Source organism: Myxococcus hansupus (assembly GCF_000280925.3).
Taxonomy (GTDB): Bacteria; Myxococcota; Myxococcia; order Myxococcales; family Myxococcaceae; genus Myxococcus; species Myxococcus hansupus.
Genome location: NZ_CP012109.1, coordinates 8,232,451 through 8,259,317, shown reverse-complemented (window position 1 = coordinate 8,259,317; position 26,867 = coordinate 8,232,451). Strand labels below are relative to the sequence as shown.

The window sequence follows — 26,867 nt, the reverse complement described above, 5'->3', positions numbered from 1 at the left end:
GTGAAGGCGCCTCCGGGCGAATTAGCAGCCATCGGGTCAGCTTGCTTGGAGGAACCGCTCGTAGCGTTCCTCCTCGAATGCATCACGGACTTGAAGTGGGAAGACCGCGTGACTGGCAGGTCCGGTACGAGCACTCGCGCCGAGATGGTGGCTTGGATTGAAACCGAAACGAGGCGCGCGTCCGGGTGGGCAACACCGAGTCCAAGGTGGAGGTTGTCCGGACCAACCCGCCGTACCTGAAGTCGAGCCCCAACAACACGACGGCTGACAACCTGTTGTCCCTGCCTCGATTCTGAGTGGACTCCGCGGCCTTGGCACCAGCCCAGGGGCTTCGGAGGTCGTCTCGCAGCCGGAGTCGGAGGCGCTGAACCCGATTCGCCGCCAAAGCTGGAGGTAGAGGCTCCGGACTCGGTCGGCACGGTAGCTGTTCGGAAATGTCGGGACATTTGCGGCGCGAAACCCCCGACATTTCCGAACAGCTAGATGCGACAGGCCGCGCCGGAGCGGGACGGAGACGCGGGTTGGACCCGCCCGCCACCTGGGCGCGGCCGCGGCCCGCCCGCGCGATGCGGCCCCCTGGATGCAACCCACCCATCGGCACCAGCCAGCCGCACGAGCGGTCCGCGCGACACACGCTCATCCTCGGCCACCACGTCCTCGCGTCCCTACGTTCACCTGGACCGTCATGACGGCGAACGAAAGGTCGGACCCATGGAAGAGACAGGCGAGCGCACCGGGAATCAGCCGCGGGGTGTCCTCCAGGGAGACCGTCGCGAGTTCGAGGCGCTGTTGAAGGACTACGACACCGCGCTCCTCACCACGCGGGGCGCGGATGGGCACTTCCACACCCGGCCCATGGCCGTGGCGAAGAAGCACAAATCCGGCTCCGTGCTCTGGTTCGCCACGTGGTCGGACACGCAGAAGGTGCAGGACCTGGAAGCGGACCCGCACTGTTCGCTGGCCTTCCACGCGTCGGAGGACAGCGCGACCTACCTCTCCGTGTCAGGCGTGGTGGAAATCGTCCGTGACCGGAGGACCATTCATGACCTGTGGGAGCCGGGCTGGAGGCCCTGGTTTCCCAAGGGGCCGGACGAAGGTGACATCGCGCTGCTGCGCTTCATCCCCGAGCACGCCGAGTACGTCCACCCCGCGGGTGGCAAGCTCAAGGTGCTCTTCAGCACCGCGAAGGCGCTGGTGACGAAGCAGCGGCCCGACATCGCGCCCAAGAAGGAGCTGGACCTGCACTGAAACACCGAGACGAATCAGCGCCGCTCCAGCAGCGCCGCGCCCGGGCCAAAGCCCAGCGTGAGACACAACACGCGCCCGTGCCGGGCCAGCCGTGCGTCGCTCCGAGCGGCCTCCGCGGCCAGCTCCGCGTCATTGAGCACCAGCGCCGTGCCGCGGCCCTCGTTCCCCATCGCCGCTTGGAGGATGTCCGCCACCAGGGGCGCGTGGCCCTCCCAGCCATAGGTGCTGCCACCGGGCACGAGCGCCGCGTCCAGCGGACACGGCAGCGCGAGGCACAGCGCATCCGGCGCCCGAGCCGAGAAGGCCCGCAGGGCGCTGGAGATGAACGCCACGGCGGCCTTCACCTGCCGCCCATCCGCTGGGCGCGCCATGCCGATGAAGTACCGGGGCAGCAGGGCCGCGTCGCGCTCGAAGATGCGCGGCGCCGCGGCGGGACGCAGGCACTTGATGCTCGTCTGCCCGACGTCCAGTGCCACGGGGTGGGCGGGACGCAGCGGCTCCAGCAGGCGCAGGCCCGCCCGGACAGGCGCGAAGATGGGCTCCTCCGCCATGTACACGGGGCAGGGGAGCCCCATGGAAGCCTCCACGAGCATCCCGCCGAAGCCCTCCAGACACACCAGCCCGCCGCTGAGCCACACCGCGTCCACGGCGTGGCGCTTCGTCAGGACCGCGAGCGCCTCCGCGAGCGCCGGTCTCAACCCGCCCGCGAGCTTCGGCCCGGTGATGCCCTCACGCTGGTCCGCCTCCACGCGCGGCGCGCCGAGCAGCTCCCACAGCTCGCGCCCCTGCACGGGCAGGTTCCAGACCTCCAACGCCGACACGCCCGGCGGCACCCGTCGTCGGACATCCCAATCAGGCATGAGCCCACTCACCTCGCGAGCTGGGTGATGCGCGCCGCGGCTTCCCCAGCGCCGTCACGCGCCTGGTAGGACGCGGCGATACGGGCCGCGTTCCCCCGTGGCGAGGAGTCCGGCTCCAGCAACTGACGCAGCGCCGCGCGGCAGTCCTCCACGGTGAGCGTGCGAGGCTCCCGCACCAGCCCTGCTCCCGACTTCGTGAGGAAGTGCGCCTGGATGGGTTGGTCATTGCAGACGGGGAGGAGCAGCATGGGAACGCCTTCGGTCAGCGCTTCCATGACGGAGTTGGCGCCGCCGTGGGACACGAGGACGGCGGCTCGCGGTAACAATTGTCGCTGGGGTGTGTATGGCACGGCGACCACGTCGCCGGGAAGAGTGTGTACAAATTCTGTATCAGCGAGCTCACCCGCGCTGAGGACCAGCGTGACACCCAGGGGCGCGGCGGCCTCGGCGAGGGTGCGAAACAACTCAGGCTGCCATGAAATCTGGCTGCCAAATGACACATACACCACGGGCTTCGAGCCCAGTCGCTCCCAGGGGAAGTCCACCTCGTCCCCGCGCGCGCCCCGTGGTCTGGACGGCCCCACCAGGTGTGTGGAGGGAGGGAGGTCCGCGTCGGGGCCCAGGAAGGCCTCGGTGGCGAAGATGATGTTCAGGTCCGGTGACAGGCACTCGCAATTGCGGAAGCGCGCCGCGAAGCCGTGCTGGCTGAACAAGGCCTGCCGCTCGTTGGCCAGCGCGCGCACGTTGCGGCGCAGCCCGTAGTCCAGGGGCGGCTCCAGCAAAGACAGCGCGGAGGACACGCCGGCCCAGGGAATGCGCAGGTCATGCGCGGCGAGCACCGCGGCGTACTGCATCCCGTCCAGCGCCATGACGTCCGGGCGGAAGCGCTCCACGGCCTCGCGGACGGGCGCCAGCAGCGCGGGCACGGCGTCAATCAACAACCCGCGAATCCACGTCCCCAGCGCCGCCTCATCGAGCACCAGCCGCGCGAGCGCCTCGCCACCGGTCTCGATGGCGGGCACGGGCGCCGCGGACCGTGGCAGCTCGAGCACCTCCACGCCCAGCCGGTGCAACTGGGGCGCGGGCTCGGGGATGCACAGCCATCCGACGTGATGGCCCAGGTGGAGCAGCCCCTGGGCGACGCCAGTCATCGGGTTGAGGTGGCCCTTCTCGGGGGAGGTCGCAATCAGGATTCGGGACATGGCGGGCGGGCGAGTGCGTGTGCATGGAGCATGGCGAGTGAACACAGCCGCATCAACAGCCGGTCCATCGCGCCGGCCTCATGCGCGTCGGGCGCCAGGCTCGCGTAACGTTCCAGCAACCGCCGCGTCGCGACAGGGTCGACGGCCTCCAGGGGCGCCAGCCGGGTCGGTGTGAGCCATTCCCGGTACAACGCCAGCCATCGCTCACGGACCGGGCTGGAGAGCGCGGTGTGCGCGTAGCGCGGGGTCTTCCTCGCCAGCCGGACCGCGTCGGGGACGAGCGAGCGCACCGCGTGCCGGAAGAGCCACTTGCCGGCCCCGTTCCGCGCGAGCACCGCCGCGGGCAATCCCAGCGCCACCTCCGCGAAGCCCGTGTCCAGGTAGGGCGTTCGCACGCTCAAGCCCTGTGCGGCGGCGCTGCGCAGCTCGGGGGGGAGTACCAGCTCCCGCAGCACCCAGGCGGCGTAACGCACCTCCTCGGGGTGATCCTCCTCGCCCGGTCCGGCCCCCGTGCCCCAGGGCAGGGCACGCGCCTGCTGATCCACCCCCAAGTTGTCCACAAGCCCCGGGCGCAGCACCGCGCGCGCCAGCCGCCGGTCCTCGGCCACCCGCGCCGCCGCCCCCGCGAGTGCGTCGGGGTTGCCCATGAGCACCTCGTCCGCGCCCGCGCCGCTCAGCAGCGTGGACGCGCCCTGTCTCCGGGCCTCGGCGTAGAAGGCGAAGCTGGCCACGGCGCGGGCGTTGAGGATGGCCGTCTCCTGGCTCAGGACGGCGCGCTCGAACAGCTCCGGGAGCACCGCGTCGGGGATGACGATGTCCACCAGCTCCACGCCCGTGGCGTCCGCCACCGCGCGGGCGTTGCGCCGCTCCGTCACATCCGCGAAGTGGACGTTCATGGTCCACGCGAGGACGCGTCCAGGCGCCTGTCGCGCGGCCATGGCACACAGCGCGGCGCTGTCCACGCCCCCGCTCAAGCTGACGTCCACGGTGCCCGCCGTCACCTGCTGACGCACCCCTTGCTCCAGTGCGGCCAGCAGCAGCTCCGCCAGCCGGTCTTCCGAGTCGGCCTCCGCCGCGCGCCGCACGTGAGGCAGGGGGCCGGGGACCCGGCGCACGCCGCGAAACACGCTCGCCTCGGGCGCGAGCGCATGGTGCAGGAACGCGGCGACCGCCTCGGGCTCCAACCCGCTGGGGGCGAGCCGCCAGACCGAGGACTCCAGGCGCGCCGATGACTGGTAGCGGGGCAGGGTGGCGAGCAGGCCGCCGGATGCGTGAGGCACGCGGCTACTGTGACAAGCGCCAGGGGCCTCGGGCAACCTCGGCTAGAGTCTCCGCCGTGCGCTACGAGCTCCAAGATGGACGCATCCTCACCTGGTCCCTGGAGACGCACGTCGCGGCGCACTGCAACCTGCGCTGCGTGCAGTGCTGCCCGCTCTCGCCACACCTGCCCGCCTGGGCCGTGGAGCCCTCGGCCCTGCGAGACGACTTGAGCCGGCTCGCCCGAGCGCTTCGCCCCAACGTCTTCAAGCTCACGGGCGGCGAGCCCTTCCTGCACCCCGACCTGCCCGCCGTATTGGACGCCGTGCGCGCCTCCGGCATCGCCTCGCAGGTGTCCATCACCACCAACGGCTTCCTCGCGCAGAGCGCCCCCGACGCCGTCTACGAGCGCCTGGACCGGATGACCCTGTCCGTCTACAGCTCCGCGCCCCTCCCGGAGCGCTCCATCGCGCGCATCACCGAGCGCTGCGAACAACACCAGGTCCACCTGTCGGTGAAGCGCATCGACGCCTTCCAGCAGCTCACGCCAGACACACCCCATGACACCGACGAGGCCATTCGCGGCGTCCATGCGCGGTGCTGGTTGAAGGTCCGCTGCCACCTGGTCCACGCGGGCCGCTTCTATGCCTGCACCCGGCCACCCCACGTGGCCACGGTGCTGGGCCGCGAGTACCCGGACATGCCCGCGCTGGGCGAGGTCGACGGCGTGACGTTGGACACGCCGGACCTGCTGGGCCAGCTCCTCGGCTACCTCGAACGGGAGACGCCGCTGGCCACCTGCCGCTACTGCCTGGGCGGCGACGGCGCGTGGCTGCCGCATGCGCAGCTTCCACGCGCCTGGAGCTGAAGCCCGCTACCGCGTGGGCTGAGACGCCTTCGGCAGCGTGGACTGCATGGCCGGGGGATACCGCTCCCCCGAGGCGACACCCGGCGGCGCGATGGCGTGGATGGCGGCCAGGTCCTGCGCGGTGAGCGTCACCTCCAGCGCGCCCAGGTTCTCGTCCAGGTACTTGCGGCGCTTGGTGCCCGGGATGGGCACCAGGTCCTGGCCCTGCGCCAGCACCCACGCGAGCGCGAGCTGCGCGGGCGAGCACCCCTTCTCCTTCGCCAGCCGCTCGATGTGACGGACCAGCTCCAGGTTGCGGGTGAAGTTCTCGCCCTGGAAGCGCGGCGAGAAGCGGCGGTAGTCGTCCTGGGCCAGGTCCTCGAAGCGCTGGATTTGCCCCGTGAGGAAGCCCCGGCCCAGCGGGCTGTACGGCACGAAGCCCACGCCCAGCTCGCGGCACGCCTGGAGCACGCCGTCTTCCGGCTCACGGCTCCACAGCGAGTATTCGCTCTGGAGCGCGGTGATGGGGTGGACCGACGAGGCCCGGCGCAGCGTGTCCGCGTCCACCTCCGACAGGCCGAGGAAGCGCACCTTGCCCTCGCGCACCAGCTCCGCCATGGCGCCCACCGTCTCCTCGATGGGGGTCTGCGCATCCAACCGGTGCAGGTAATACAGGTCGATGACGTCCAGGCCCAGGCGGCGCAAGCTGGCCTCGCAGGCCTGCTTCACGTACTCCGGCCGCCCGTTGATGCCGCGCTTGTGCGGGTCCGCCGGGTCCCGGACGATGCCGAACTTCGTCGCCAGGACGATTTTCGAACGGTGGGGCTTGAGCACCCGGCCCACCAGCGTCTCGTTGGCGCCCGAGCCGTACATGTCGGCGGTGTCGAAGAAGGTGACACCGCGCTCCAACGCATGCAGCAGCGTGGCCTCCGACTCCGCGTCATCACGGCCCGCGTAGAAGTCGGACATCCCCATGCAGCCCAGACCCAGCGCCGAAACGGTGAGGCCCTGCTTCCCCAGCTTCCGAGTCTCCATGCCTGTGTCCTTCCTCGTGGTGCCGCCCCCTCTAACCGGCGACCTCCTGCCTCGCATGGCCTTCGCGCCGGAAATCGTCAGGGTGCCGGCATCGCCTGGACCGCGTCGAGGTTGCTGGGCAGGTCCACGGTAAATGTCGAGCCCTGTCCCAAGGTGCTGGCCACGCTGACCCGGCCGCCCATGGCTTCCACCAATGTGCGAGTGATGTAGAGGCCCAGCCCCAGCCCGCCGTAGTTGCGCTCCGACACCGCGCGCTCGAAGCGGCCGAAGAGGCGGGGCAGGTGCTCCGGCGCGATGCCGATGCCTTCGTCGCGCACTGTCAGCCGCGCGCCCCCGGCGTGGGCTTCCAGGCGCACGTGGATGGGGTTGCCCGCGCCATACTTCACGGCGTTGTCCACCAGGTTGGTGATGATTTGCTCCAGCCGCAGCCGGTCCCACCGGCCCACGATGCCATCCACGTCCACGTCGAGCAGCAGGGTGGAGCCGGTGCGCGCGGCCTGGGGCTCGTACCGGGCGATGACCTCCCGCACGACCGGTCCCAAATCCAGCTCCTCCATCTCCAGGCTGAGCCGTCCGGCGGTGATGCGCGAGACATCGAGCAGGTCGCCCACCAGCTCCGCCAGCTTCTTCACCTGCCGCGAGCCCACGTCCACGTAGCTTTCGACCACGTTGCGAGGAATGGGTCCGGGGTGCCGTCCCAGCTCCCGCGTGAGTGCTTGAAGCTTCAGGCTCAGCGGGGTGAGCGGTGTCTTCAGCTCGTGGCTGGCAATGGACATGAACTCATCACGCAGGCGGATGGCCTCGCGGGCCTCGGCGTAGAGGCGGGCATTCTCCATGGAGAGCGCGGCCCGGTGCGCCAGCTCCTTGGCGAAGGCCAGGTCGGACGCCGTGTAGTGCCTGCCAGAGTGGGCGTGGATGCAGCTCATCACGCCCATCACCTGCCCGCGTGAAATCAGCGGCACCGAGATGAACGAAACAGGCGCCATGGCTTGAATCGCCCGGGCGTGCGCTTCGTTGTGCGCGAGCTCCATCGCGTCCTCGCGCGTCAGGTGTTCGAGGTGCACCGCTTCCGCTTTCAGCAGCGCGACGGTCGGGGGATGCCAGGGATTGCCGCCCGGAAGCATGCCGAAGCGGAGGATGTCCTCCGCGAGCGCGTCGTCCTCTGGACGGAAGTGCGCTGCCTCCAGTCGCCGGAACTTCCCTCCAGGCTCGGCGACGTCGACGAGACACCAGTCCGCGAAGGTCGGCACCACCAGCTTCGCCATGTTGCGCAGGGTGGTCTCATCATCCAGGGACGACGCCAGCACCGCCCCCGACTCCGCCAGGAGCCAATCCCTCGCCTCGGCTTGCTGGAGCTCCAGCGTCAGCGCTTCGGCGCGTTGCCGCGCCCGGACCAGGTCCGTCACGTCGAACCCGAACCCGGCGATGCCATCCACCTCGCCCTGCTCGTTGCGGGTGGGCTGATACACGATGTTGAGATACCGCTCCTGCGTCTCGCCGTTGGGCAAGGGGCTGGGGAATGTCACCGCGTTGCTCGCGAAGGGAACCCCGGTGCGGTAGACCTCGTCGAGGATGGTGATGAAGCCGCGTTCCTCCGCCCAGGGGAGCGCCTTGGCCGCTTCCTGGCCCACCAGGTCACCCCTCCCCATCAACTCGTTGTTCATCGGGTTGGAGAAGGAGAAGACGTGACGGGGTCCTCGCATGAGGATGATGCAGGCGGGCGCGTTCTTGAAAAGCGAATGGAGCTGGGCCCGGCCGGCCTCCGCTTCACCGCGCGCCACGCGCTCCCGCTTCAGCAGCTCCGCGCGCTCCGCGTGGGCCGTTCGCAGCATGACGTTCAGCTTCGTCATCAGCACGGCCAGCAGCCCGAAGACGCCCAGGGAGACAAACCCACCCGCGCCCAGCAGGACGCTTTGGAGGGGCGCCAGGAAGTAGAAGTCCACCACGACCACGGACAGGACCGTCGCGAGCAGCGCGGGGCCCCAGCCGCCCCACCAGCCGGCCACCATCACCGCGCCAAAGAAGAACAGGAACGGCGTGGCGGGGATGAACGAGGACACGCTTCCCTGGATGGCCCAGGCCGCCAGGAATGAAATCAGCCCGACACCGTAGCGTCCGGTGCGTGAGGCCCAGAGGGGATGTTGTTGTTCCGGACGAGGTTGCATGGTCAGGGACGGGCTCCCGCCCGGCTGCATACCACCGGTGGGGAACTGTGCTCCTCTTCAGGTAAGCACCGGAACCCACTGCATGACATCTTGCTCGCCGCTCTGACATGCAAGGCTGCTCAGCCGTGCCGTCGGAACGGCTGGGGTTTGGCGCCCGTGGCCAGCGCGGAGGCCTCCACTGCTTGGACGTCCAACTCGACGTGTATCCAGCCCAGGTTGCGCAGCGCGGCCGTGAGGCGCTCACGAAGCGGTGTCTCGCTGGATGAGGGTGCGCCCGCCAGCTCCAGCCGGAAGTGCGAGACGCCTGTTTGTGTCAGCCGGAAGACACGCAGCGCATGGTGCTTGAACACCCAGGCCAGCGCCCAAGCGTCCACCTCGCGGCCCGACGGTGTGACGAAGCGGCAGGCGCCGCGTCCACCGAAGTGCTCCAGCGTCCAACCGTGGAACCCGCATGCGCATGCATCCCGCCGCACGGTGCCGGCGTCGCCCGGGCGGTAGCGCAGCAGCGGCAACACGCTGGGGCGCAGGCGTGTGACCACCACCTCGTCCAGGCCGGGCTCCAGCCAGACATCGGGCGCGAGGACATGGAAGCGGCCCGGCGCTTCGTCACGCAAGCACTCCCACGCCAGGGGGCCTGTCTCCGTGGTTGCGTAGTAGTTGAGGACCGGTGAGGCCATCACGCCGGCGAGCTCCGCGCGCAGCCCCGAAGGCAGGTGCTGGGCCGACGTCAGCACCAGCCGGGGCGTGGGGACGTCTCTCCGCGAGGCCAGCCACCGCAGGCCCTCCGGGTCGGAGAAGAGCACGGCGGGCCGCACGCGGCGCAGGCGCTCCGCGGCGTCGTCTCGCAGCACGGAGATGCGGTGCAGCGCTCCGTCCTGGAGGATGGGCAACCGCACGGAGTACTCCAGTCCGCCCGGCAGCGCGTCCAGCAGCACGACGCGGGGACGCGGGGGCAGCACCGCGCCCGTGCGTGCCACGAGGAACCGGAGCACGGCCCACATGTGCAGGCAGTCCCGCCGGTCGCGCACCACGTTGACGGGGGCACCGGTGGAGCCAGAGCTCTTCACCACGACGCACGCGTCCGCGTCCGACATCGGCGTGGGGACGTCGGACCAACGCGCGGCCAGCGTCTCCCGGTCCAGGAAGGGGAAGTGGCGCAGGTCCTCCAGCGACTGCAGGTCCCCGGGGTGGAAGCCCGCATCGCGGAGCCTCGCGGCGTAGTACGGCGATTCGCGCAGCGTGGCGCCGAGCGCGCGCAGCCGGGCTTCCAGGGTGGCGCGGGCCCGGTCCTCGTCGGGCTCGGCGGCGAAGTGGCCCAGGCCTTCCGAGATGGATTCGGCCCAGGGGATGAAGGGTCGCTGCGAGGAGGTGTCCCTGCGGAGGTTCGCGCGAGGTGCGACGCGCAGGTCCGCGGGGAAAACCTCCGTCACTCCCGCCACCCGCGGGCGTCCGCGGCGCGCTGCTCCGCCTCGCGGAGCGCCTGTTGACGCTTGTCCGCCTCGAGCTTGCGCGCCTCCTCCGCGCGCCGCATCTCCGCCTCCGCCTTGCGGTAGTCGAGCTGCTCCAGCCGCGACGAGGAGCCCTTCGGGGACTCGCCCTTCCATTCGCCGTCCACGGCGCGCACCCACTTGCGCAGGAACTCCTCGCGGCGGAACGCATTCGAGCGGACCATCTCCGCCGTCAGCGGCGCCACGTCCTGGAAGAAGCGCTGGAGCAGCGTGGTGGCGTCCTGGCCCTTGTGGAGCGTGCGCGCCGTCTCCTGTCCCAGCGACGAGGACGTGAGCACGTACGCGAGCATCATCACCTGCTCACGCCAGAGCGGGGAGCGGGCCCGCTGCTCCAGCTCCGTCCAGTCCGCCAGCGACGGAGGCCGCACCTGCGCGAGCCGGAAGGTGTCGCAGACGATGGCCAGCGACAAGTCATGGGGATACGGCGACACGAAGGGGGCTGCGTCGAGCTGCGTCTGGAGTTCACGAAGGTCGAAAGCCATGGGAATCAATTCTCCAGCAATGCCTGGGCAAGGTCGGCGGCGGCCTTCCCGAAATCCGAGGGCCACCGCACCAACACCAGGCGGAAGCGGCGCTCCCGCAGCAGCGGCTCGAGGACGGTCCGGGCGCGAAGTTCGTCAGGAAGCGCGAGCACGGCCACCACCAGCCGCGAGCGCCGGATGGAGGCCAGCACGGGCTCCAGGTCCTTCTCCGAGGCGATGTTCCAGAGGAAATCGCTGTCGGAGATGATGATGCGCATCGCATCGGGCCGCTCTTGTGACAGGGCGTCCAGGAGGTCGAAGGGGAACTGCGTGCCGCCGCCGATATAGGACAGGAGGAAGTCGCGCGCCGTCTCCTCGTCATACATCCACGGCGACACCAGCGGGTTGTGATGCGAGTACACGACGCCGCGCACCGTGGCCTTCTTCCGCAGCGCGGAGGCGGACAGCACCTGGGCCGCCAGCGTCATCGCGTTGAGGCCCCGCTCCGGGGCGGGCATGGAGCCGCTGGTGTCCAGGTAGATTTCCACCGACGGCACGCCCAGCTCGGAGGGCGGGGGCAGGTCCGCCTCCAGCTCGCGGCGCAGCGGTGACACGGCGGCCAGGTGGCCCTGGGACAACACGCTCAACGTCCAGTCGATGCTGGACGGGTCATCGCCGTACTCCCACGCCTGGGGCGTGGTGCGCAGGTAGGGCTCCGGCTGGGACGGCGTCGTCGGGAGCTTCAGGATGTGCTGGTCCACCAGTCGCCGGTAATGCCGGGACACCAGCGCGCGCCGCAGCGTCCCTCCACCCTTGCCGGGCAGGTGCTCGGTGACGCGGTGGATGGTGTCCAGCGCATCCTCTTCCCGGGAGTGGGTGCTCATGGGCTCCAGCCAGCCCCGCGCCTCCGCATCGTCCAGCGCATCGTCCCAGCGGCTGCTGCCGTGAATGGCGGCGTCCAGGTCATCCACGTCCGGCACGGAGACGTCTCCGCCCAGGGGCAGGGAGAACTCGAGGTCCGCCGGCTTCTCGATGAAGCGGATGAAGGTGGAGCAGAAGTAGAGGAACTGGAGCTTCCCGTTCGGCAGCGCGTAGAAGGTCTGCGCGAACATGCGGGCCTCGGCGCGCACGCCGGGGAACCGCTGCTCCATGGGCTGGAGTTGCGTGGCGGGCACCAGGTCGCCGGGGGCCAGGCCCCACAGCTCCTCGTAGATGGCCAGGTAGAAGAAGAACAGCGGCGACATCTCGCCGCCCTGCACGCGCTGGAAGCCTCGGTACACCGCGCACAAGTCTTCCGCGTGCGTGCGGCCCACCACCTCGTTGACCTGCAAGTCGTAGAACAGGTTGGTGAGGGATTGCTTCAGCCCGGGCATCAGCCGCTGCTCCTGCACGCGCAGCTCCGCGTCCCAGCCCAGCGTGTGCGGGAAGCGCGCGTGGTGGCCGATTTCATGCGCCAGCACGGCGGTGAGGCTGCCGGTGGCCCGCATGGTGGCCAGGAGCTCGAAGTTGACGAAGACCTGCCGCTTCACCAGGTCGATGTACGCGAGCGGCTCCTGCGCGTGGCTCGCGTCGGGATGGAACTTCACGTGGGGCTCGGGAGGACTGAGCTGCACGCGCACGTCCCACAGCGCCAGCGCGTCGCGCCAGCACTCGGCCACGTCCTCCGAGGTGAAGCGCGTCGGCGTCATTCCGGAGTGAACACCAGCACATGCCGGGACGTGGCCAGCGTGGCCGCGGCCCGCCAGTCGTTCTTCAGCGTCGCGAACCACGCATCCGCGCGAGGGTCCTCACGGAGCGCTGTCGCCAGGTGCGGGCCGTCTTCGAGCACGGGCCCGGGGGCTTCGCGACAGCCCATGGCCCCCAGCGCCATCGGCGTGGCCGTCAGCCAGATGCCCTGGGTCGCCGCGTCGCGCCCCGCGACGGCCTGGCGGTGCCGGTCATGCACGCACACCACGGTGGGGGACAGGAAGTGCATCGCGCCGGGCAGGAAGCGGCTGTCCTCCTGGGACAGGTCCACCCAGTGGGACTGGGGCCGTGAGCCCAGCGGCTGGGTGGGCGGCTCCAGCGCCGCCTCGGACGTCGCGCGCAGCCGCGACTCCAGGTTCGCCAGCGACGTGAGCCCCTGGCCCACGCGCCAGAAGATGCGCTGCACCCACGGCGGCGCGGACTCCAGGTTCTCCCCCAGGTTCCAAAGCTGGGCGAACACCTGGGAGCGCTCGTGTGAAGGCACGCCCGCGAGCAGCCGCGGAATCAGGTCCGACCACGCGAGCGTGAAGAAGTTCTGCCGGCCCGCGCTCGCCGGGTACAGATAGCCCAGGCCAATGGCCTCCGCGCCCAACTGGAGATAGGCGCGCAGCAACTCCTCGCCTTCCGTGGCCGAGGTCCCCGCCTCTTGCAGGGCCTGTCCCAGACGCTGCGCCGCGCCGCCGGTGAGTTCGCGCCACAGCGCCGCGTCCCAGCGCACGAAGCGCCCGCGCGCGTTGGCTTCCAGCTCGTCCATGAAGGTGCTCATTGGCGCCCGCCCGGGTTCTCCTTCAGCCACGTCGCGTAGTTCCGGTAGCGGCTGTACATGGATTTGAGGTGGATGACGTCCTCGTAGACGGGGCCGGACAGCTCGCGCTGCGAGAGCAGCACCTTCATCAGCACCGTCACCTGGTTCATGCGCTTCTCGGTGGTGCGCAGGTCCACGCCGGACAGGCCCTTGTCCAGCTCCTGGCGCAGCACCGTCACCTTCCGCCGGATGGGCTCGTGCGTGTCGTAGTGGCTCATGGCCATGTCGAACATGTTCCGCAGCCAGGCCACGCGGTCCTGGAGGAGCATGCGGTGGCCCTTCACCTCGAAGAAGGCGCTGCGCGGGTTGGGCACCAGCTTCTCGTGCAGCACCCAGGGGGCAATCTGCCGGAAGTCCTCCAGCTCCACGGCGGTGTGGCCGCGGAAGAAGGCCATGGCCTTCGCGAAGTGGAGGATGGTCTGGTACGCGCGCACGCTGACGCCGTTCTCCGTCTGCGTGCAGAGGTGCACCTTCTTGTCCAAGGGACACTGCTCGTTGCACACCGCGGCCACCGTCTGACCGGCCAGCTTGAGCGTGTCCTTGTGCTTGAACTCGAAGCGCGGCGAGGCCATGCGGCAGAAGTCGAGCTGCCCCAGGAAGAACGCGATGCGCTCCAGCACGTCCTTGGGCACCTCCACCTCCAGGATGGAGGCATAGGCGCGCTCCAGCTCGCCGGGCGTGAAGACGATTTCCTTGGGCAGCAGCTCCTCGGGGGACTTGTCCGCCTCCAGGCGCAGGAGGAGCTGGTCCATGAAGCCCGAGTTGAACGGCACCGCGCGCACCACCACGTCGATGCGGTCCTTCAGCGCCTCGATGACCTGGAAGGTGCCGCCGCCCTGGTCGTCGTTGGCGGTGAGGAACCAGGATGAGCGGCCCGCGTAGACGTACTGGTCCATCATCTCCGCGTAGCCCTCGGCCATGAGGGACAGCAGGGCGGACTGTGTCTTGGTGGGGATGCGGTTGTACTCGTCGATGATTTTGACGCGCTGGCTAATCCACTTGCGCCAGCTCACCTTCACGGCGGACAGGTCCTCCGCCTTGAGCATGTCGGAGGGCAGCGGCGCGCCCAGCAGGTCCGCGATGGACAACTGCGGATGCCCGCGCTGGATGCCGCGGTGGACCTCGTCGCGGCCCATGCCGGACAGCAGGGCCATGAGGATGGCGGACGTCGTCTTGCCGCGTCCGGGCCCGCCCACGAGCAGCGCGCGCCGGCAGGTGAACAGGGTGAGCAGGGGGATGAGGACGAACGAGCTGTAGCTGGTGTCCTCGGGGAGATGGAGCTCGTCACCCGCCGGTGTCTTGAGGGCCGCGGACGCGCCGAACTCGAGGTCGTAGTAGGGACAGATGACGGCGTTGTTGGTGATCCACCAATACGCCTGCCGCATCTTGTCGTGGAGGCTGCCGCCGTCGCGCTCGGAGAGGTGGACGTTGAGATTCTTGTCCGCCGTCGCGCGTCCGGAAAGCAGGCGCGTCACCCAGTCCTGATTGGCCATGCGGGGCGAAGCCTATCATCGGCCCGGCGGGCGAGGCGCGCGGAGACGGGGGCCTACAAGGTCACCCAGCCGAGCTTGGCCGCGCGGACCACGGCCTCGGTGCGCCGCTGGACGCCCAGCTTGGCGAGCACGGCGTTGACGTGGAACTTGGCGGTGTGCTCGCTGATGGAGAGCCGGTCCGCGATGGCTTTGTTCGACAGCCCTTCCGCGAGCAGGCCGAGCACCTCTCGCTCGCGAGGTGTCAGCGCGTCCGGCGCACCCGTGGACGGCCCGAGCGGGGCGTCGCGTGGCATGGCGCGCAGCTCCGAGAGGGCGGGGTCGAACACGCTCAACCCTCGGGCGACGGCGAGCAGGCCCGCTGTCAGCGTCGCCGGTTCCACGTCCCGGAAGAGCAACCCGCGGGCTCCCGCGCCCAGCGCCGCCTCCGCTGCGGTCTCGTCCGCCACCAGCGCGAGCACCGGGGCGCCCAGGTCCGGCGTCTCCACGCGCGCCTGTGCCTTCGACGGCCGCAGTCCGGTGTCCCACAGCACCACATCGGGCGGCGCTCCGGGCGCGGACTCCAGGTCCACCTGGGTGCCGGAGGCCACCACGAAGGGCACGTCCGCCTGGTCGCTCAGCGCCCGGGAAAGCGCACCCCGTGCGAGCGGGTCCTCCGCCACGAGCGAGAGTCGAAAGGGGGATGTGGATGCGCCCAGCACGAGGCGTCTTTATTAACCAGGGCCTCTCGGCCGCGCTGGCACGGCGTTCAGAAGCCCCGCAGCCGCCACATGAGCAGCAGGGCCACCGCGAGCACGAGCGCCGCGCCCACCGCCGTCCAGAGCACGACGGAGCCTCCCGAGGACGTCCTGGAGAGGATGGGCAGCTTCTGGGTCCGGAGCTCCTCCGTGATTTGCGCGAGCAGCCCAGCGTCATACGTCACGGGTTCGCCCTTGCGCAGCTTTCGGCCCAGCTCCTCCAGTTCGCCACCGGGCAGGTACCGGTCGGAGAGGAGCATGCTGCGCGCCTGGAGTTCCCGGTCGGTGCCGTAGGCGGCGGGGTCCAGTCCACAACCCGAACAGGGGGTAAAGGCGCCCACCTTCGAGTTGCCGCACCGCACGCAGACTGCCAGGCTCATGCGCCCACCCTAGCCTGATTACGGCGGCGCGCGCCCCACCTGAACGGCCCTTCATGTCGGTCAGGCCGTTCGGGGGCGTCACCTCAAGGCGCGAGGTTGCTCAGGTGCTGCCGGATGTGCGCCATGGATGTGAATCCGGTGACGGACGCCAGCGGGCGGCACCCGCATTCCATGTTCATGAACGCGCACCTGATGCGGGAGCAGATGGCCGTCATGGGGAGCGCGCGCCCAAGTTCATCAACCACGAGGCGGGTCACCGCGTGGGCCTGCGAGACCCAGCACCGATGGGGATTGCATGCACAACAACCTGTACTCGACCTTGGGCTGCACCGACCCGGTCTGGCATCCGACGCCGTCTGACGTCGTGTTCGTGCGCAAAGTCGCGAACCGCGCCAACTGAAGCCCGTCACCCCAGTGGAGACCAGCCTGCTCTGGAAGCCTGGAGTGGCTCCGTCGGCGCATCGAGATGCCCCGGTCCGTCACGTCGCCATGACGCACCGCGATTGGAATGGCGCTGCAAAGCGGTTGGGCAAACGCCGGACGACTGCCCGTGGGCCCTGCGACGAGGCGCGGTTCAAGCCAATGTGACGCCGTGCCCTGGCGCATCCACTGGAAGCTCCAGCCGCGCGCCGGCGTACCGGGCCCCGCCGAGAAAGGGGTGGCTGGCGATGAACAGCGGCGTATCCAGGTCGGCGTATGTGAATCCACCGAGACCCGCGGCGAGATGGGCGGAGGCGGACATGGCCAGCACGCTCTCCACCATGCCGCCCACCATCAGCTCCAATCCCGCGGCGCGGGCGAGGCTCCACATCGTCAGCGCCTCCACGACCCCGCACTTCATCGTCTTGATGTTGATGGCATGCGCGGCGCCTTCCCGGATGAGACGCAGCACGTCCTTCGCCGAGCGCGCTGACTCATCCGCGCACACGGGCACGCGCGAGCGACGCGTGAGCTCCGCCATACCGGCCACGTCATGCGCGGGCACGGGCTGCTCGAAGAGCGCGAGGGGCACGTCGGCGCGCTCCAGCTCTTTCATGAAGGCCAGTGCCTCGGCCACGTCGTAGCCACCGTTGGCATCCGCGAAGAGGCGGGCCTGCGGGGCCACCGCGTGGATGGCTACCAGCCGCGCGGCGTCTTCGTCCGGTGGCAGCGCGCCGACCTTCACCTTCAGCGTGGAGATGCCCCGCGCCAGGATGGCCTGCGCGGACTGTCGCGCATGCGCCACGTCTCCCGCCGTCACCGTCATGTCGATGTCCAGCGTGCGCTGGGCGCCGCCAAACAGGACGTACAGCGGGACGCGATAGTGACGGGCCAGCGCATCCAGCATCGCCGTCTCCACGGCACACCGGGCGGCGGGAGCCAGCGCGAGCGAATCGCCGAGCGCCTCGGACACGGGCCGCCATGCGCGAACATCCTGCCCCACCAGCCCCGCGCGCACCTGCTCCAGCGCGCCCAGGGTGCTGGCCTGGGTTTCACCGCTGACGGCGGGGAAGGGGGCCGCCTCGCCCAGTCCCTGCGTGCCATCCGCCAAAGTCAGTCGCACCAGCACGTTCTCCGCGGCGTACTGGGCGCCGGTGGCGATGGCGAAGGGCTCGGTGAGGGGCAGTCGCAGCGGCTCGAAGTGGATGGCGGTGATGAGGGTGGGCGTCATGGGCGGCCGAGGAGCCTAACCGCCCAGACCTGAGAGATGCGCAAGCCCTGAGAACGGAGCGGCGGGTGCCCGACACCCGAGGACTTTCGACTGATACATGGATTCCCCGCGTCCTTGTGATTAGCGCCTGTTCGTGGCGACATGGCGTCATTCTGAAAGACACGTCCCTGGCCATCCCGGCACCAGACACGGCGATGTTGTTGGCTGCGCTCGAGGAGGCGGAGCGCCAGCAACCCGACGGCTGCATGCTGTTGCTGGCCGTTCGCGACGTGTCTGGCGCGGTGGAGGACTTCCAGTGGGCGTGGGCGAATCCCGCGGGGGCTCGAGCGTTGGGGCACGCGCCGGAGGCCCTGCGAGGCCAACGGCTGCGCGCGTTGATGCCCGACTCCGGGTTGGGCCGCCGGCTGAACCTGCTGCGTGACGTGGTGGAGGCGGGACGGCCCGCGGTGGACGACTTCCAGGAGGGAAGCGCCTGGCTGCAGGGAACGGCGGTGCCGCTGCGAGACGGCGTGCTGCTGCGCTTGCGAGACATCACCAGCGCGGTGCGGCTGGAAGAGGGGGTCCGCGACACGCTGGACTGGGTGGGCAACGTGTTGGAGTCGACGCCCGACGCGTTCTTCTCCGTGGACGCGGACTGGCGCGTCACCTACGTGAATCACGAGGCGGCGGCCCTCAGCGGTCGCTCGCAGGAGCAGCTCTTCCGGCAGATTCTGTGGCAGGCCTGCCCGGAGCTGTTGGGCACGCGCATGGAGCGGGAGCTGCGTCAGGTGGCCACCGGTGCGGGCGCCACCATCTTCGAATGGCGCGCCGCGCCCGGCCGCTGGCACGAAGTCCACGCCTGGGGCGCGAACGGCAATGTCTCCATCTTCGGAAGGGACATCACCGCGAGGAAGCGCGCGGAGGCCGAGCGGGACGTGCTCCTCTCCCAGGAGCAATCCGGCCGGCGGGAAGCGGAGGCGCTGGTCCATGAGCGCACGCGCGAGCTCATGGCCGCGCGCGAACGCCTGGTGCAGTCGGAGAAGCTGGCCATGGCGGGCCAGCTCGCGGCGGGCGTGGGCCACGAAATCAACAACCCGCTCTCCTACGTCGTGGGCAACCTCCAATTCGCGCTGGAGCAGCTCGAATCCATCACATCCCCCACGCCGTACGCCCACGTCAGTGCTTTGCGAGAAGCGATGGAGGCCCTGCGCGAGGCCAAGGAGGGCGCCGAGCGCATCCGCACCACCGTCCGGGACTTGCAGACCTTCGCCCGCGCGGAGGAGCCGCGCCTGTCACCGGTGGATGTGCACGCGGCGCTGGAGTTCGGCCTCTCCATGGCGATGCCGCACCTGGGCCATCGCGCCCGGGTGGAGAAGCGCTTCGGTGAGGTGCCCACGGCGATGGCGCATGAAACGCGCTTGGGGCAGGTGTTCCTCCAATTGCTCATCAACGCCGCGCAAGCCATTCCCGAAGGGGACGTGGAGCGCTACGAGGTGACGCTCTCCACGTGGAAGGACGCGGCCGCGGTGGTGGTGGAAATCGCTGACAATGGCCACGGCATGGCGCCCGAGGTGTTGGAGCGTGCCTTCGAGCCCTTCTTCACCACGCGCCCGATGGGCGAGGGCGCCGGGCTGGGGCTGTCCACCAGCCTGGGCCTGGTGCGCAGCATGGGCGGCGAGCTGACCGCGACGAGCGCCCCGGGCGTGGGCAGTGTGTTTCAGGTGCGCCTGCCCACCACGGATGCCGCCGCGCCGGACGCGCAGCCCGAGGAAGGGCCGGACGTCAGAATCCGCAAGCGCGTGCTGGTGGTGGATGACGAGCCCTTGCTCGCGGCGGTGCTGGGGCGGGTGCTCGGCACGCGTCACGAGGTGGTGGTGGTCCACAATGGGCGTGAGGCGCTGGAGTTGCTCGCGCGCGACCCGAACTTCGACCGCGTCTTCTGCGACCTGATGATGGACGGGATGACGGGGATGGACGTGCACGACGCGCTGGCCGTCCGGGACCCGGAGATGCTCTCGCGCTTCGTCTTCATGACGGGCGGAGCCTTCTCCGAGCGCGCGAGGGCCTTCCTCCAATCCGTGCCGCTGCCACGAATCGAGAAGCCCTTCGAGCTGCGCATCCTGCACGCGCTGGTGGACGAAGCCCCGCCACGCGCCGGCAGCCAGGAGCGGCCGGCGCGCGAGCCAGGGGCGGTGTGACTACAGTTTCACTTCGTCCCGGTCGGGCCGGCTGATGTAGCCGGAGCCCGCGGCGACGAGCTTGGCCATCAGCTTGTCCATGCCGTTGGAGCGAGCGAAGGCCATCTCGTTGCGGGTGGCGCCCACCAGGGTGAGCAACTGCACCTTGCCGCTGGGGAGCACGAAGTGGTCGGGCCGGGACGGGTCCCGGACGAACACGAAGCCGCTCAGCTTGGACTCACCGCCGTCCAGCGAGCCTTCCACGGGATAGCGGTGCCCCATGGCGAAGGCGCGCAGGGACACGAGGTTGTAGGCCATCATGTCCAGCAGCCGGAACACCGGCCACTTCGCCTCTTCAGGCGTGTGGATGACCATCTCGTAGCCCAACCCGCTGGGCGCGTCGTCGGGGAACTCCTCACCGGGCGTGACGGTGAAGGGGTTGGACAGTCCGCTGGTGACATAGGTCCAGTAGGGATAGCTCTCGCTGGGCGGCGCGACGCGCACGCCCATGGGGCCCCAGTTGGGGTCCGCTTCCTGGACCTGGGCCAGCTCGCTCTCCATCCACGCCTGGATGGCATCCGTCTGGTCGAGGGTGAAGACGCCTTCGTCAATGGCGCCGAACATCTTCGGATACTCGACTTCGTCGCGGTCCGCCCAGCAGTCTTCGTACCACTGGATGAAGTCTTCGTCCGTCTCCGGGGCTTTCATGGCCGTGACACTCTAGAGGCTCACTCCGGTTTCACAACTTCAAGTCGCGTGGAGTCCTCTCCGGGCGACAGTCCAAGGGGGCGGTCAGGTCCCGGTGGCTCCTTTGGGGACCGAGGAAGCAGGCAGGGGCCACGGCTTCAGCCCGCAGATGCGCTCCGCCTCTTCCACCGCGGGTGCCAGCCGGGCGTGCTCGCGGCGGAGGAAGCCCCGCACCGCCCCGTCCAGCGTCCTGTCGAAGATGAGGTGGGCGCTGTGGACGGCGGTGGGCTCGAAGCCGCGAGACACCTTGTGTTCACCCCCGGCGCCGGGCTCGAACACCTTCCGTCCGGTCCGGATGCAGTCCTCGACGGAGTGATACAGGCAGACATGGAAGTGGAGGAAGGGGTGCTCCTCGAAGGCGCCCCAGTAGCGGCCGTAGAGGCGCTCCGCCGTGGCCAGGTTGAAGGCGCCGGCGATGACCTGGTCGCCTCGGACCGCCTCCACCATCTCCACCGAGCCGGGCAGGGTGCGGAAGACGCGCGCGAAGAAGTCCGGGGTGAGCTGAATCTGCCCCCAGGCGTGGCGCTCGCAGGTGGCGGTGTAGAACCCGTAGGCCCGCTGGGCGTGGGCGGCGGTCAGCGCCTCGCCGCGCACGGTGCGCAGGCTGATGCCCTGGCTGGCCGCGGCGCCGCGCTCGCGCTTGAGCTGGTTTCGGCGCTTGGAGTCGAAGCGGGCCAGATAGTCGTCGTAGCTGCCGTAGCCCGGGTTCTTCCAATGGAACTGGAGGGTGATGCGGCGCGCGAGCCCCTCGGCCTCCAGGAAGTCCGCCTCGTCTCCGGTGGGGTAGAGGATGTGGACAGAGGAGCAACCCGCCTCCTGGGCGCTCTCGGCGGCGGCGGCGAGCAGCACCCTGCGCAGGGTGGGGACGTCCTCGCCCGGGGCGATGAGGAAGCGCGGCACCGTGGCGGGGGACAGCGGTCCGCCCACGACGAGCTTCGGGTAGTACTCCACGCCGAGCCGGGCGGCGGCATCCGCCCAGCCGAAGTCATAGATGTACTCGCCCATGCTGTGAAACTTGAGGTACGCGGGCGCGGCGGCCACCAGCTTGGGGCCGCGCCACAGCGTGAGGTGATGCGGGGCCCAGCCCGTCGCCTCGGTCGCGCTGCCGCTCTCCTCCATGGCGGCCAGCCAGGCGTGCCGGACGAAGGGGGGCGCGTCGGGACCTGCCAGGGCGTCCCAGCCTTCGGCCGGGGCGTCGGTCACAGCTTCGAGGATGCGGAGTCGGAGCGGGGTATCGGCGGGCACGGGGGCAGTCTTAACGCGCCCCGCACATGCCCGCCGTGGGTTGCTGCCCCGTTTGTCAGGCGGCCCGGGCGGCGCCGGCGGCCCGGACGGCCTCGCGAGGCTCCGGCCACACGGCCCGCTGCGGGGTGGCGATGCGGATGATGCGCAGCCACGCCAGCGCGCGCATCACTTGCCACGTGGGGTCCAGCTCGAACTTCCGCGCGGCGAAGTTGGGGCTGCTGCCGTACTTGTGGTGGTTGTTCTGGAAGAGCTCGCCCATGCAGAGGAAGTCCAGGGGCAGCGAGTTGACCGACTTGTCAGTGCTCTCGAAGTTCCGGTAGCCGTACTTGTGGCCGCACCAGTTGACGATGGCGCCGTGCACCGGGCCCATCAGGAAGTGCAGGGGCAGCAGCAGGAACTGCCAGGGCGAGGTGGCGAACATCACGTAGAAGGCGGAATAGAAGGCCACCCAGCCCAGCGTGGCGAACCACGAGGTGCGCAGCGTGGTGTCCACGAGCGGCCATTCCGGATAGCCGCCCGTGAAGCGGGGCTCGGGCTGGCCGCGGCCGGCGGCGTAGTCGTCGTAGCGGGCCTTGGTGTGCCACATCATCCGCGCCACATCCTTGAAGAAGTGGGGCGAGTGCGGGTCCTTCTCCGTGTCGGAGAACGCGTGGTGCTCGCGGTGGAGGATGGCGTAGGCCTTGGGCGACAGGTACGAGGAGCCCTGCACCAGGTAGGTGAGCAGGTGCATCACCCGCTCCGTCTTGGGCCCCATGGTGTACATGCGGTGGGCCGCGTACCGATGCTGGAAGAAGCTCTGGAAGAACACACAGAGCAGCCAGTGCGAGACGAAGAAGAGGAGGACGGCCATTCGAGTTCCCGGTTCGGTGACGAAACTGGGGTAACACCGGGCATGTCATGGCAGCGTCATGAGCGGCCGAAGAGCAGCGGGGCTGCCCTGAAGGGCGAGGACGCTCAGACGCAGCGCTTCATCCGGCCATCAGGAGAACGCGGCGCGGCTCGGGATGACGCGAGGTGCCGAGGCCCGCGCTTTCCGGTACGGAAGGTGCCGGAGACATCCAGGAGAGGAGCACACGCGTGGAGCGGGCGGACATCGTCAGGCTGGACAAGGCGCACGTCTGGCATCCCTACACGGCCATGGAGGCGTACATCGCGGAGACCGACCCGCTGGTCGTCGTCCGCTCCCAGGGCTCGTATCTCTATGACGCGGATGGCACGCGCTACCTCGACGCCAACGGCTCCTGGTGGGTGTCGACGCTGGGGCACCGGCACCCCCGGCTGCTGAAGGCGCTCGCCGAGCAGGTCGCCACGCTGCCTCACGTCTCGCTCGCGGGCATCACCCACGAGCCCGCGGCCCTGCTCGCATCGGAGCTGGCGGCCATCGCGCCCGGCGCGGACCAGCCCGGCCTGCCGTCCTCCGAGCGACTGTCCCGGGTCTTCTATTCGGACAACGGCAGCACGGCCGTGGAGGTGGCCATCAAGATGGCGGCGCAGTACTGGGCACAGAACGGGATGCCCCGCCGCAGTCGGTTCATCACCCTGTCTGGCGCCTTCCACGGTGAGACGATGGGCGCCACCAGCGTGGGCGGCGTTCCCTTGTTCCGAGAGGTGTTCGGGCCGCTGCTCTTCGACGTGGTGCACGTGCCCTCGCCTGCGGAGGAGGGGGGCTGGGAGCGGGCCTTCGCCCAGGTGCAGGCCGCGCTGCGCGCGCACCCGGAGGAGATTGCCGGCGTCATCCTGGAGCCGGTGCTGCAGGGCGCGGCGGGCATGCTGATGTATTCGCCGGAGTTCGTCCGCGCCGTGCGCGAGGCCACACGGGAGGTGGACACCTTCCTCATCGCCGACGAGGTCTTCACCGGCATGGGGCGCACGGGCGCTCGCTTCGCGGTGGACCTGGCGGGCGTGGTGCCCGACATGGTGTGTCTGGCGAAGGCCATCTCGGGAGGCATCCTGCCCTTCGGCGTGACGCTGGCCTCCGAGCGCGTCTTCTCGGGGTTCCTCGGCGCGTCGAACCGGGCGCTCTATTACGGGCACTCCTATTGTGGGAACCCATTGGGCGCCGCCATCGCCCGGGAGGTCCTGGCCGTCTACCGGGATGAAGACGTCCTGGGCCAGGTGGCGAGGAAGGCGCCTCGAGTGAAAGCCGCCTTCGAACGGATGGCCGCCACGATTCCGGGCCTGGTCCGGCCTCGCTCCGTGGGGATGGTGGGAGCGGTGGACCTGGGGGGCGGCGGCTATCTCGCGAAGGGCGGCTGGCGGGTATACGAGGCCGCGCGCCGCCGGGGGCTGTACCTGCGGCCCATGGGCGACACGGTTTACATCGCCCCGGCACTGACCATCTCTGAGGCGGAGCTCGACGCGCTGTTGTCGGGCGTCGAGGCGTCTCTTCAGGAAGTCGCCGGTCGCTGAGTGCCTTGTCTCGGAGGGCGCGCACAAATGTGCGGCACCGGACGATGCGGTGATTGACAGGGCGCGCGTCGCGGCGATAGAAGCCGCGCCCCGCCCGACGCGGATCAGGCGGGGGAGCTGACAGCAGAATAAAAGGGTCGACGAAGAGGGTTGATCCTGGACGCGGCGGTGGTAGAAGCCGCGCCCCTCCAAACAGGTGGCTGATCCAGCGCCTCGATGGAGCAGCGAAATAGAGGGATCAGGTTGAGAAGTTGATCCCAGGGGTGACGGTGGTACAAGCCCCATCCCCACAAAGAAGCTCGCGCACTGGCGCGGAAGGTACTTCGAGTGGGTTGCAGGACGAAAATACGGAATACGGCGGTCAACGCAGCGAGTTGACAGGAAACGCGGTGGTGGTAGAAGCCGCGCCCCCGACGAAGAAGCCCGGAAGAAAGGGCGGACAAGTCGAGGGAGTCAACGAGAGGCAGCGGTTGACAGGGCGGGCGGCGAAGCGGTAGAAGCCGCGCCCCTCCAGAAGAAAACAGCGGAAGCCACTGGGCGGCGCTGAGGACTTCGGGGAGCCAGCAGGACGGCGAAAAAGAAGCAGCTTGACAGAAGACGCCGGACTGAAATAGAAGCTGACGCCCCGCCGGACGAAAAGACGGCGAGGCAGCAACGAAGAAAACGGTAGCAAGAAGTCGCGAGAAGCACAAGCGACTCGGTCTTTGAAAACCAAATAGCAAGCCCAAGAAGAAGCTAGATTGCGGAAACCGCAGTCAATTTCTTAAGACGGTGCCAGCCAGGTCGCGCTGCGAAGCGCAGCCGGCAGCACTGTAACGAATCAGCGAGTTTCAGGTTCCTTAGCCGGGCCTGAGACTGACGCCGGTTCAATTCTTCAAAAATTCAATTGGAGAGTTTGATCCTGGCTCAGAACGAACGCTGGCGGCGTGCCTAACACATGCAAGTCGAGCGCGAATAGGGGCAACCCTTAGTAGAGCGGCGCACGGGTGCGTAACACGTGGATAATCTGCCTGGATGCTCGGGATAACCAGTCGAAAGATTGGCTAATACCGGATAAGCCCACGGTTTCTTCGGAGACTGAGGGAAAAGGTGGCCTCTGTATACAAGCTATCACAACCAGATGAGTCCGCGGCCCATCAGCTAGTTGGCGGGGTAATGGCCCACCAAGGCGACGACGGGTAGCTGGTCTGAGAGGACGATCAGCCACACTGGAACTGAGACACGGTCCAGACTCCTACGGGAGGCAGCAGTGGGGAATTTTGCGCAATGGGCGAAAGCCTGACGCAGCAACGCCGCGTGTGTGATGAAGGTCTTTGGATTGTAAAGCACTTTCGACCGAGAAGAAAACCCGTTGGCTAACATCCAACGGCTTGACGGTATCGGGAGAAGAAGCACCGGCTAACTCTGTGCCAGCAGCCGCGGTAATACAGAGGGTGCAAGCGTTGTTCGGAATTATTGGGCGTAAAGCGCGTGTAGGCGGCGTGACAAGTCGGGTGTGAAAGCCCTCAGCTCAACTGAGGAAGTGCGCCCGAAACTGTCGTGCTTGAGTGCCGGAGAGGGTGGCGGAATTCCCCAAGTAGAGGTGAAATTCGTAGATATGGGGAGGAACACCGGTGGCGAAGGCGGCCACCTGGACGGTAACTGACGCTGAGACGCGAAAGCGTGGGGAGCAAACAGGATTAGATACCCTGGTAGTCCACGCCGTAAACGATGAGAACTAGGTGTCGTGGGAGTTGACCCCCGCGGTGCCGAAGCTAACGCATTAAGTTCTCCGCCTGGGAAGTACGGTCGCAAGACTAAAACTCAAAGGAATTGACGGGGGCCCGCACAAGCGGTGGAGCATGTGGTTTAATTCGACGCAACGCGCAGAACCTTACCTGGTCTTGACATCCTCAGAATCCTTCAGAGATGAGGGAGTGCCCGCAAGGGAACTGAGAGACAGGTGCTGCATGGCTGTCGTCAGCTCGTGTCGTGAGATGTTGGGTTAAGTCCCGCAACGAGCGCAACCCTCGCCTTTAGTTGCCACGCAAGTGGATCTCTAGAGGGACTGCCGGTGTTAAACCGGAGGAAGGTGGGGATGACGTCAAGTCCTCATGGCCTTTATGACCAGGGCTACACACGTGCTACAATGGCCGGTACAGAGCGTTGCCAACCCGCGAGGGGGAGCTAATCGCATAAAACCGGTCTCAGTTCAGATTGGAGTCTGCAACTCGACTCCATGAAGGCGGAATCGCTAGTAATCGCAGATCAGCACGCTGCGGTGAATACGTTCCCGGGCCTTGTACACACCGCCCGTCACACCATGGGAGTCGATTGCTCCAGAAGTCATCTCACCAAGAGGTGCCCAAGGAGTGGTCGGTAACTGGGGTGAAGTCGTAACAAGGTAGCCGTAGGGGAACCTGCGGCTGGATCACCTCCTTTCTAAGGAGACCGGGCATCGGACAGCACCTTCGGGTGCAGTAGGCGATGCCAGCGACTCTTCGAGTCGCGTCAGGTCAACCAGGTCAACGTTTCCGAATAACAATTTAGCTACTTAACTTGGGCTTGCTGTTTGGTTTTGAAGGACTGAGTCCGAAAGGGACTTCAGCTCTTTGAGAATGAAGGACGCTGTAGGGTTTGCCGACGCGGTAGCCCCCTGGGCCTATAGCTCAGCTGGCTAGAGCGCGCGCCTGATAAGCGCGAGGTCGGTGGTTCAAGTCCACCTAGGCCCACCATTTCCTCCCTTGAGAGGAGGAAAGCGGTGACGCGCACCAGCATGGTAGAATGGCCGTGGGCAGTTTTCCGGGGCTGTAGCTCAGCTGGGAGAGCGCCAGCTTTGCAAGCTGGATGTCGTCGGTTCGATCCCGATCAGCTCCACACAAGTTTCTCTGAAGTCTAGAGAGCGTTCTTTGACAAGTGCATACGAAGGGTAAGTTCAA

21 protein-coding genes, 2 tRNA genes and 1 rRNA gene are annotated in these 26,867 nt (G+C 68.4%); 8 read left to right on the top strand and 16 right to left on the bottom strand.

All coding sequences use genetic code 11. From position 1 onward, the window contains the following. Positions 1-185 precede the first annotated feature (185 nt). Positions 186-296 carry a DUF3892 domain-containing protein gene (locus A176_RS38405; protein ID WP_082282875.1) on the top strand — a complete coding sequence of 37 codons (111 nt, stop codon included), beginning with the start codon at positions 186-188 and terminating at the stop codon, positions 294-296. 415 nt (positions 297-711) lie between these two features. Further along, complete coding sequence (locus tag A176_RS32520; protein WP_002640191.1) at positions 712-1,248, top strand: pyridoxamine 5'-phosphate oxidase family protein; 537 nt, start codon at positions 712-714, stop codon at positions 1,246-1,248. A 14-nt stretch (positions 1,249-1,262) separates the two neighbouring features. On the opposite strand, the gene A176_RS32515 is transcribed toward A176_RS32520, so the two are convergent. From A176_RS32515 to A176_RS32505, 3 genes are read right to left on the bottom strand one after another with little or no spacing between them, the layout of a single operon-like run. Then, positions 1,263-2,108, bottom strand: coding sequence for an ROK family protein (locus A176_RS32515; protein ID WP_226994056.1), 846 nt, complete (start codon positions 2,106-2,108; stop codon positions 1,263-1,265). Positions 2,109-2,116: 8 nt separating this feature from the next. Beyond that, positions 2,117-3,310: a glycosyltransferase gene (locus A176_RS32510; RefSeq protein ID WP_002640189.1), complete on the bottom strand. Its 1,194-nt coding sequence runs from the start codon at positions 3,308-3,310 to the stop codon at positions 2,117-2,119. Beyond that, on the bottom strand, positions 3,295-4,590 hold the full coding sequence (locus A176_RS32505; protein ID WP_002640188.1) for an asparagine synthase-related protein: 1,296 nt from the start codon (positions 4,588-4,590) through the stop codon (positions 3,295-3,297). Before A176_RS32505 ends, A176_RS32510 begins: the two co-directional genes overlap by 16 nt. 56 nt (positions 4,591-4,646) lie before the next feature. Here A176_RS32505 and A176_RS32500 point away from each other — a divergent pair, with 56 nt between their 5' ends. Next, a complete protein-coding gene (locus tag A176_RS32500; RefSeq protein ID WP_002640187.1) occupies positions 4,647-5,435 on the top strand; it encodes a radical SAM protein in 789 nt (262 codons plus the stop codon). Between the two features lie 6 nt (positions 5,436-5,441). Here A176_RS32500 and A176_RS32495 read toward each other — a convergent pair whose 3' ends face one another. The 10 genes from A176_RS32495 to A176_RS32450 form a co-directional block, all read right to left on the bottom strand. Beyond that, positions 5,442-6,449 (bottom strand): aldo/keto reductase, encoded by a 1,008-nt coding sequence (locus tag A176_RS32495; protein WP_002640186.1) that lies wholly within the window; start codon positions 6,447-6,449, stop codon positions 5,442-5,444. Positions 6,450-6,526: 77 nt separating this feature from the next. After that, entirely contained in the window at positions 6,527-8,614 is a 2,088-nt protein-coding gene (locus tag A176_RS32490; RefSeq protein WP_002640185.1) for a sensor histidine kinase, read from the bottom strand. A gap of 119 nt (positions 8,615-8,733) precedes the next feature. Continuing rightward, entirely contained in the window at positions 8,734-10,053 is a 1,320-nt protein-coding gene (locus tag A176_RS32485; protein ID WP_044890168.1) for a phenylacetate--CoA ligase family protein, read from the bottom strand. Then, on the bottom strand, positions 10,041-10,604 hold the full coding sequence (locus A176_RS32480; RefSeq protein WP_002640183.1) for a hypothetical protein: 564 nt from the start codon (positions 10,602-10,604) through the stop codon (positions 10,041-10,043). The genes A176_RS32485 and A176_RS32480 overlap by 13 nt, the downstream gene beginning before the upstream one ends. 5 nt (positions 10,605-10,609) lie before the next feature. Further along, a complete protein-coding gene (locus tag A176_RS32475) occupies positions 10,610-12,271 on the bottom strand; it encodes a M48 family metalloprotease (RefSeq protein ID WP_002640182.1) in 1,662 nt (553 codons plus the stop codon). Beyond that, positions 12,268-13,083 (bottom strand): hypothetical protein, encoded by an 816-nt coding sequence (locus tag A176_RS32470; RefSeq protein ID WP_226994055.1) that lies wholly within the window; start codon positions 13,081-13,083, stop codon positions 12,268-12,270. The genes A176_RS32475 and A176_RS32470 overlap by 4 nt, the downstream gene beginning before the upstream one ends. A gap of 8 nt (positions 13,084-13,091) precedes the next feature. Next, a complete protein-coding gene (locus A176_RS32465) occupies positions 13,092-14,627 on the bottom strand; it encodes an AAA family ATPase (RefSeq protein WP_002640180.1) in 1,536 nt (511 codons plus the stop codon). Positions 14,628-14,680: 53 nt separating this feature from the next. Beyond that, positions 14,681-15,325 (bottom strand): response regulator transcription factor, encoded by a 645-nt coding sequence (locus tag A176_RS32460; protein WP_021781294.1) that lies wholly within the window; start codon positions 15,323-15,325, stop codon positions 14,681-14,683. 47 nt (positions 15,326-15,372) lie between these two features. After that, positions 15,373-15,741, bottom strand: coding sequence for a hypothetical protein (locus A176_RS32455; protein ID WP_044890165.1), 369 nt, complete (start codon positions 15,739-15,741; stop codon positions 15,373-15,375). A 574-nt stretch (positions 15,742-16,315) separates the two neighbouring features. Next, on the bottom strand, positions 16,316-17,392 hold the full coding sequence (locus tag A176_RS32450; RefSeq protein ID WP_002640177.1) for a dipeptide epimerase: 1,077 nt from the start codon (positions 17,390-17,392) through the stop codon (positions 16,316-16,318). A gap of 194 nt (positions 17,393-17,586) precedes the next feature. On the opposite strand from A176_RS32450, the gene A176_RS32445 reads away from it, so the two are divergent. After that, a complete protein-coding gene (locus A176_RS32445; protein ID WP_021781293.1) occupies positions 17,587-19,569 on the top strand; it encodes an ATP-binding protein in 1,983 nt (660 codons plus the stop codon). Here A176_RS32445 and A176_RS32440 read toward each other — a convergent pair whose 3' ends face one another. From A176_RS32440 to A176_RS32430, 3 genes are all read right to left on the bottom strand, one after another. Further along, on the bottom strand, positions 19,570-20,256 hold the full coding sequence (locus A176_RS32440) for a suppressor of fused domain protein (protein ID WP_002640175.1): 687 nt from the start codon (positions 20,254-20,256) through the stop codon (positions 19,570-19,572). A gap of 84 nt (positions 20,257-20,340) precedes the next feature. Continuing rightward, positions 20,341-21,540: a GNAT family N-acetyltransferase gene (locus A176_RS32435; RefSeq protein WP_044890164.1), complete on the bottom strand. Its 1,200-nt coding sequence runs from the start codon at positions 21,538-21,540 to the stop codon at positions 20,341-20,343. A 55-nt stretch (positions 21,541-21,595) separates the two neighbouring features. Continuing rightward, entirely contained in the window at positions 21,596-22,390 is a 795-nt protein-coding gene (locus tag A176_RS32430; RefSeq protein ID WP_002640173.1) for an acyl-CoA desaturase, read from the bottom strand. Positions 22,391-22,617: 227 nt separating this feature from the next. Between A176_RS32430 and bioA the strand changes: the two genes are divergently transcribed. From bioA to A176_RS32410, 4 genes are all read left to right on the top strand, one after another. Then, on the top strand, positions 22,618-23,949 hold the full coding sequence (bioA, locus tag A176_RS32425; protein WP_002640171.1) for an adenosylmethionine--8-amino-7-oxononanoate transaminase: 1,332 nt from the start codon (positions 22,618-22,620) through the stop codon (positions 23,947-23,949). An 883-nt stretch (positions 23,950-24,832) separates the two neighbouring features. Continuing rightward, positions 24,833-26,370 (top strand): 16S ribosomal RNA (locus A176_RS32420). A 216-nt stretch (positions 26,371-26,586) separates the two neighbouring features. Beyond that, positions 26,587-26,663: transfer RNA gene (locus A176_RS32415), tRNA-Ile, on the top strand. Positions 26,664-26,732: 69 nt separating this feature from the next. Continuing rightward, a tRNA-Ala gene (locus A176_RS32410) sits at positions 26,733-26,805 on the top strand. Positions 26,806-26,867 lie beyond the last annotated feature (62 nt).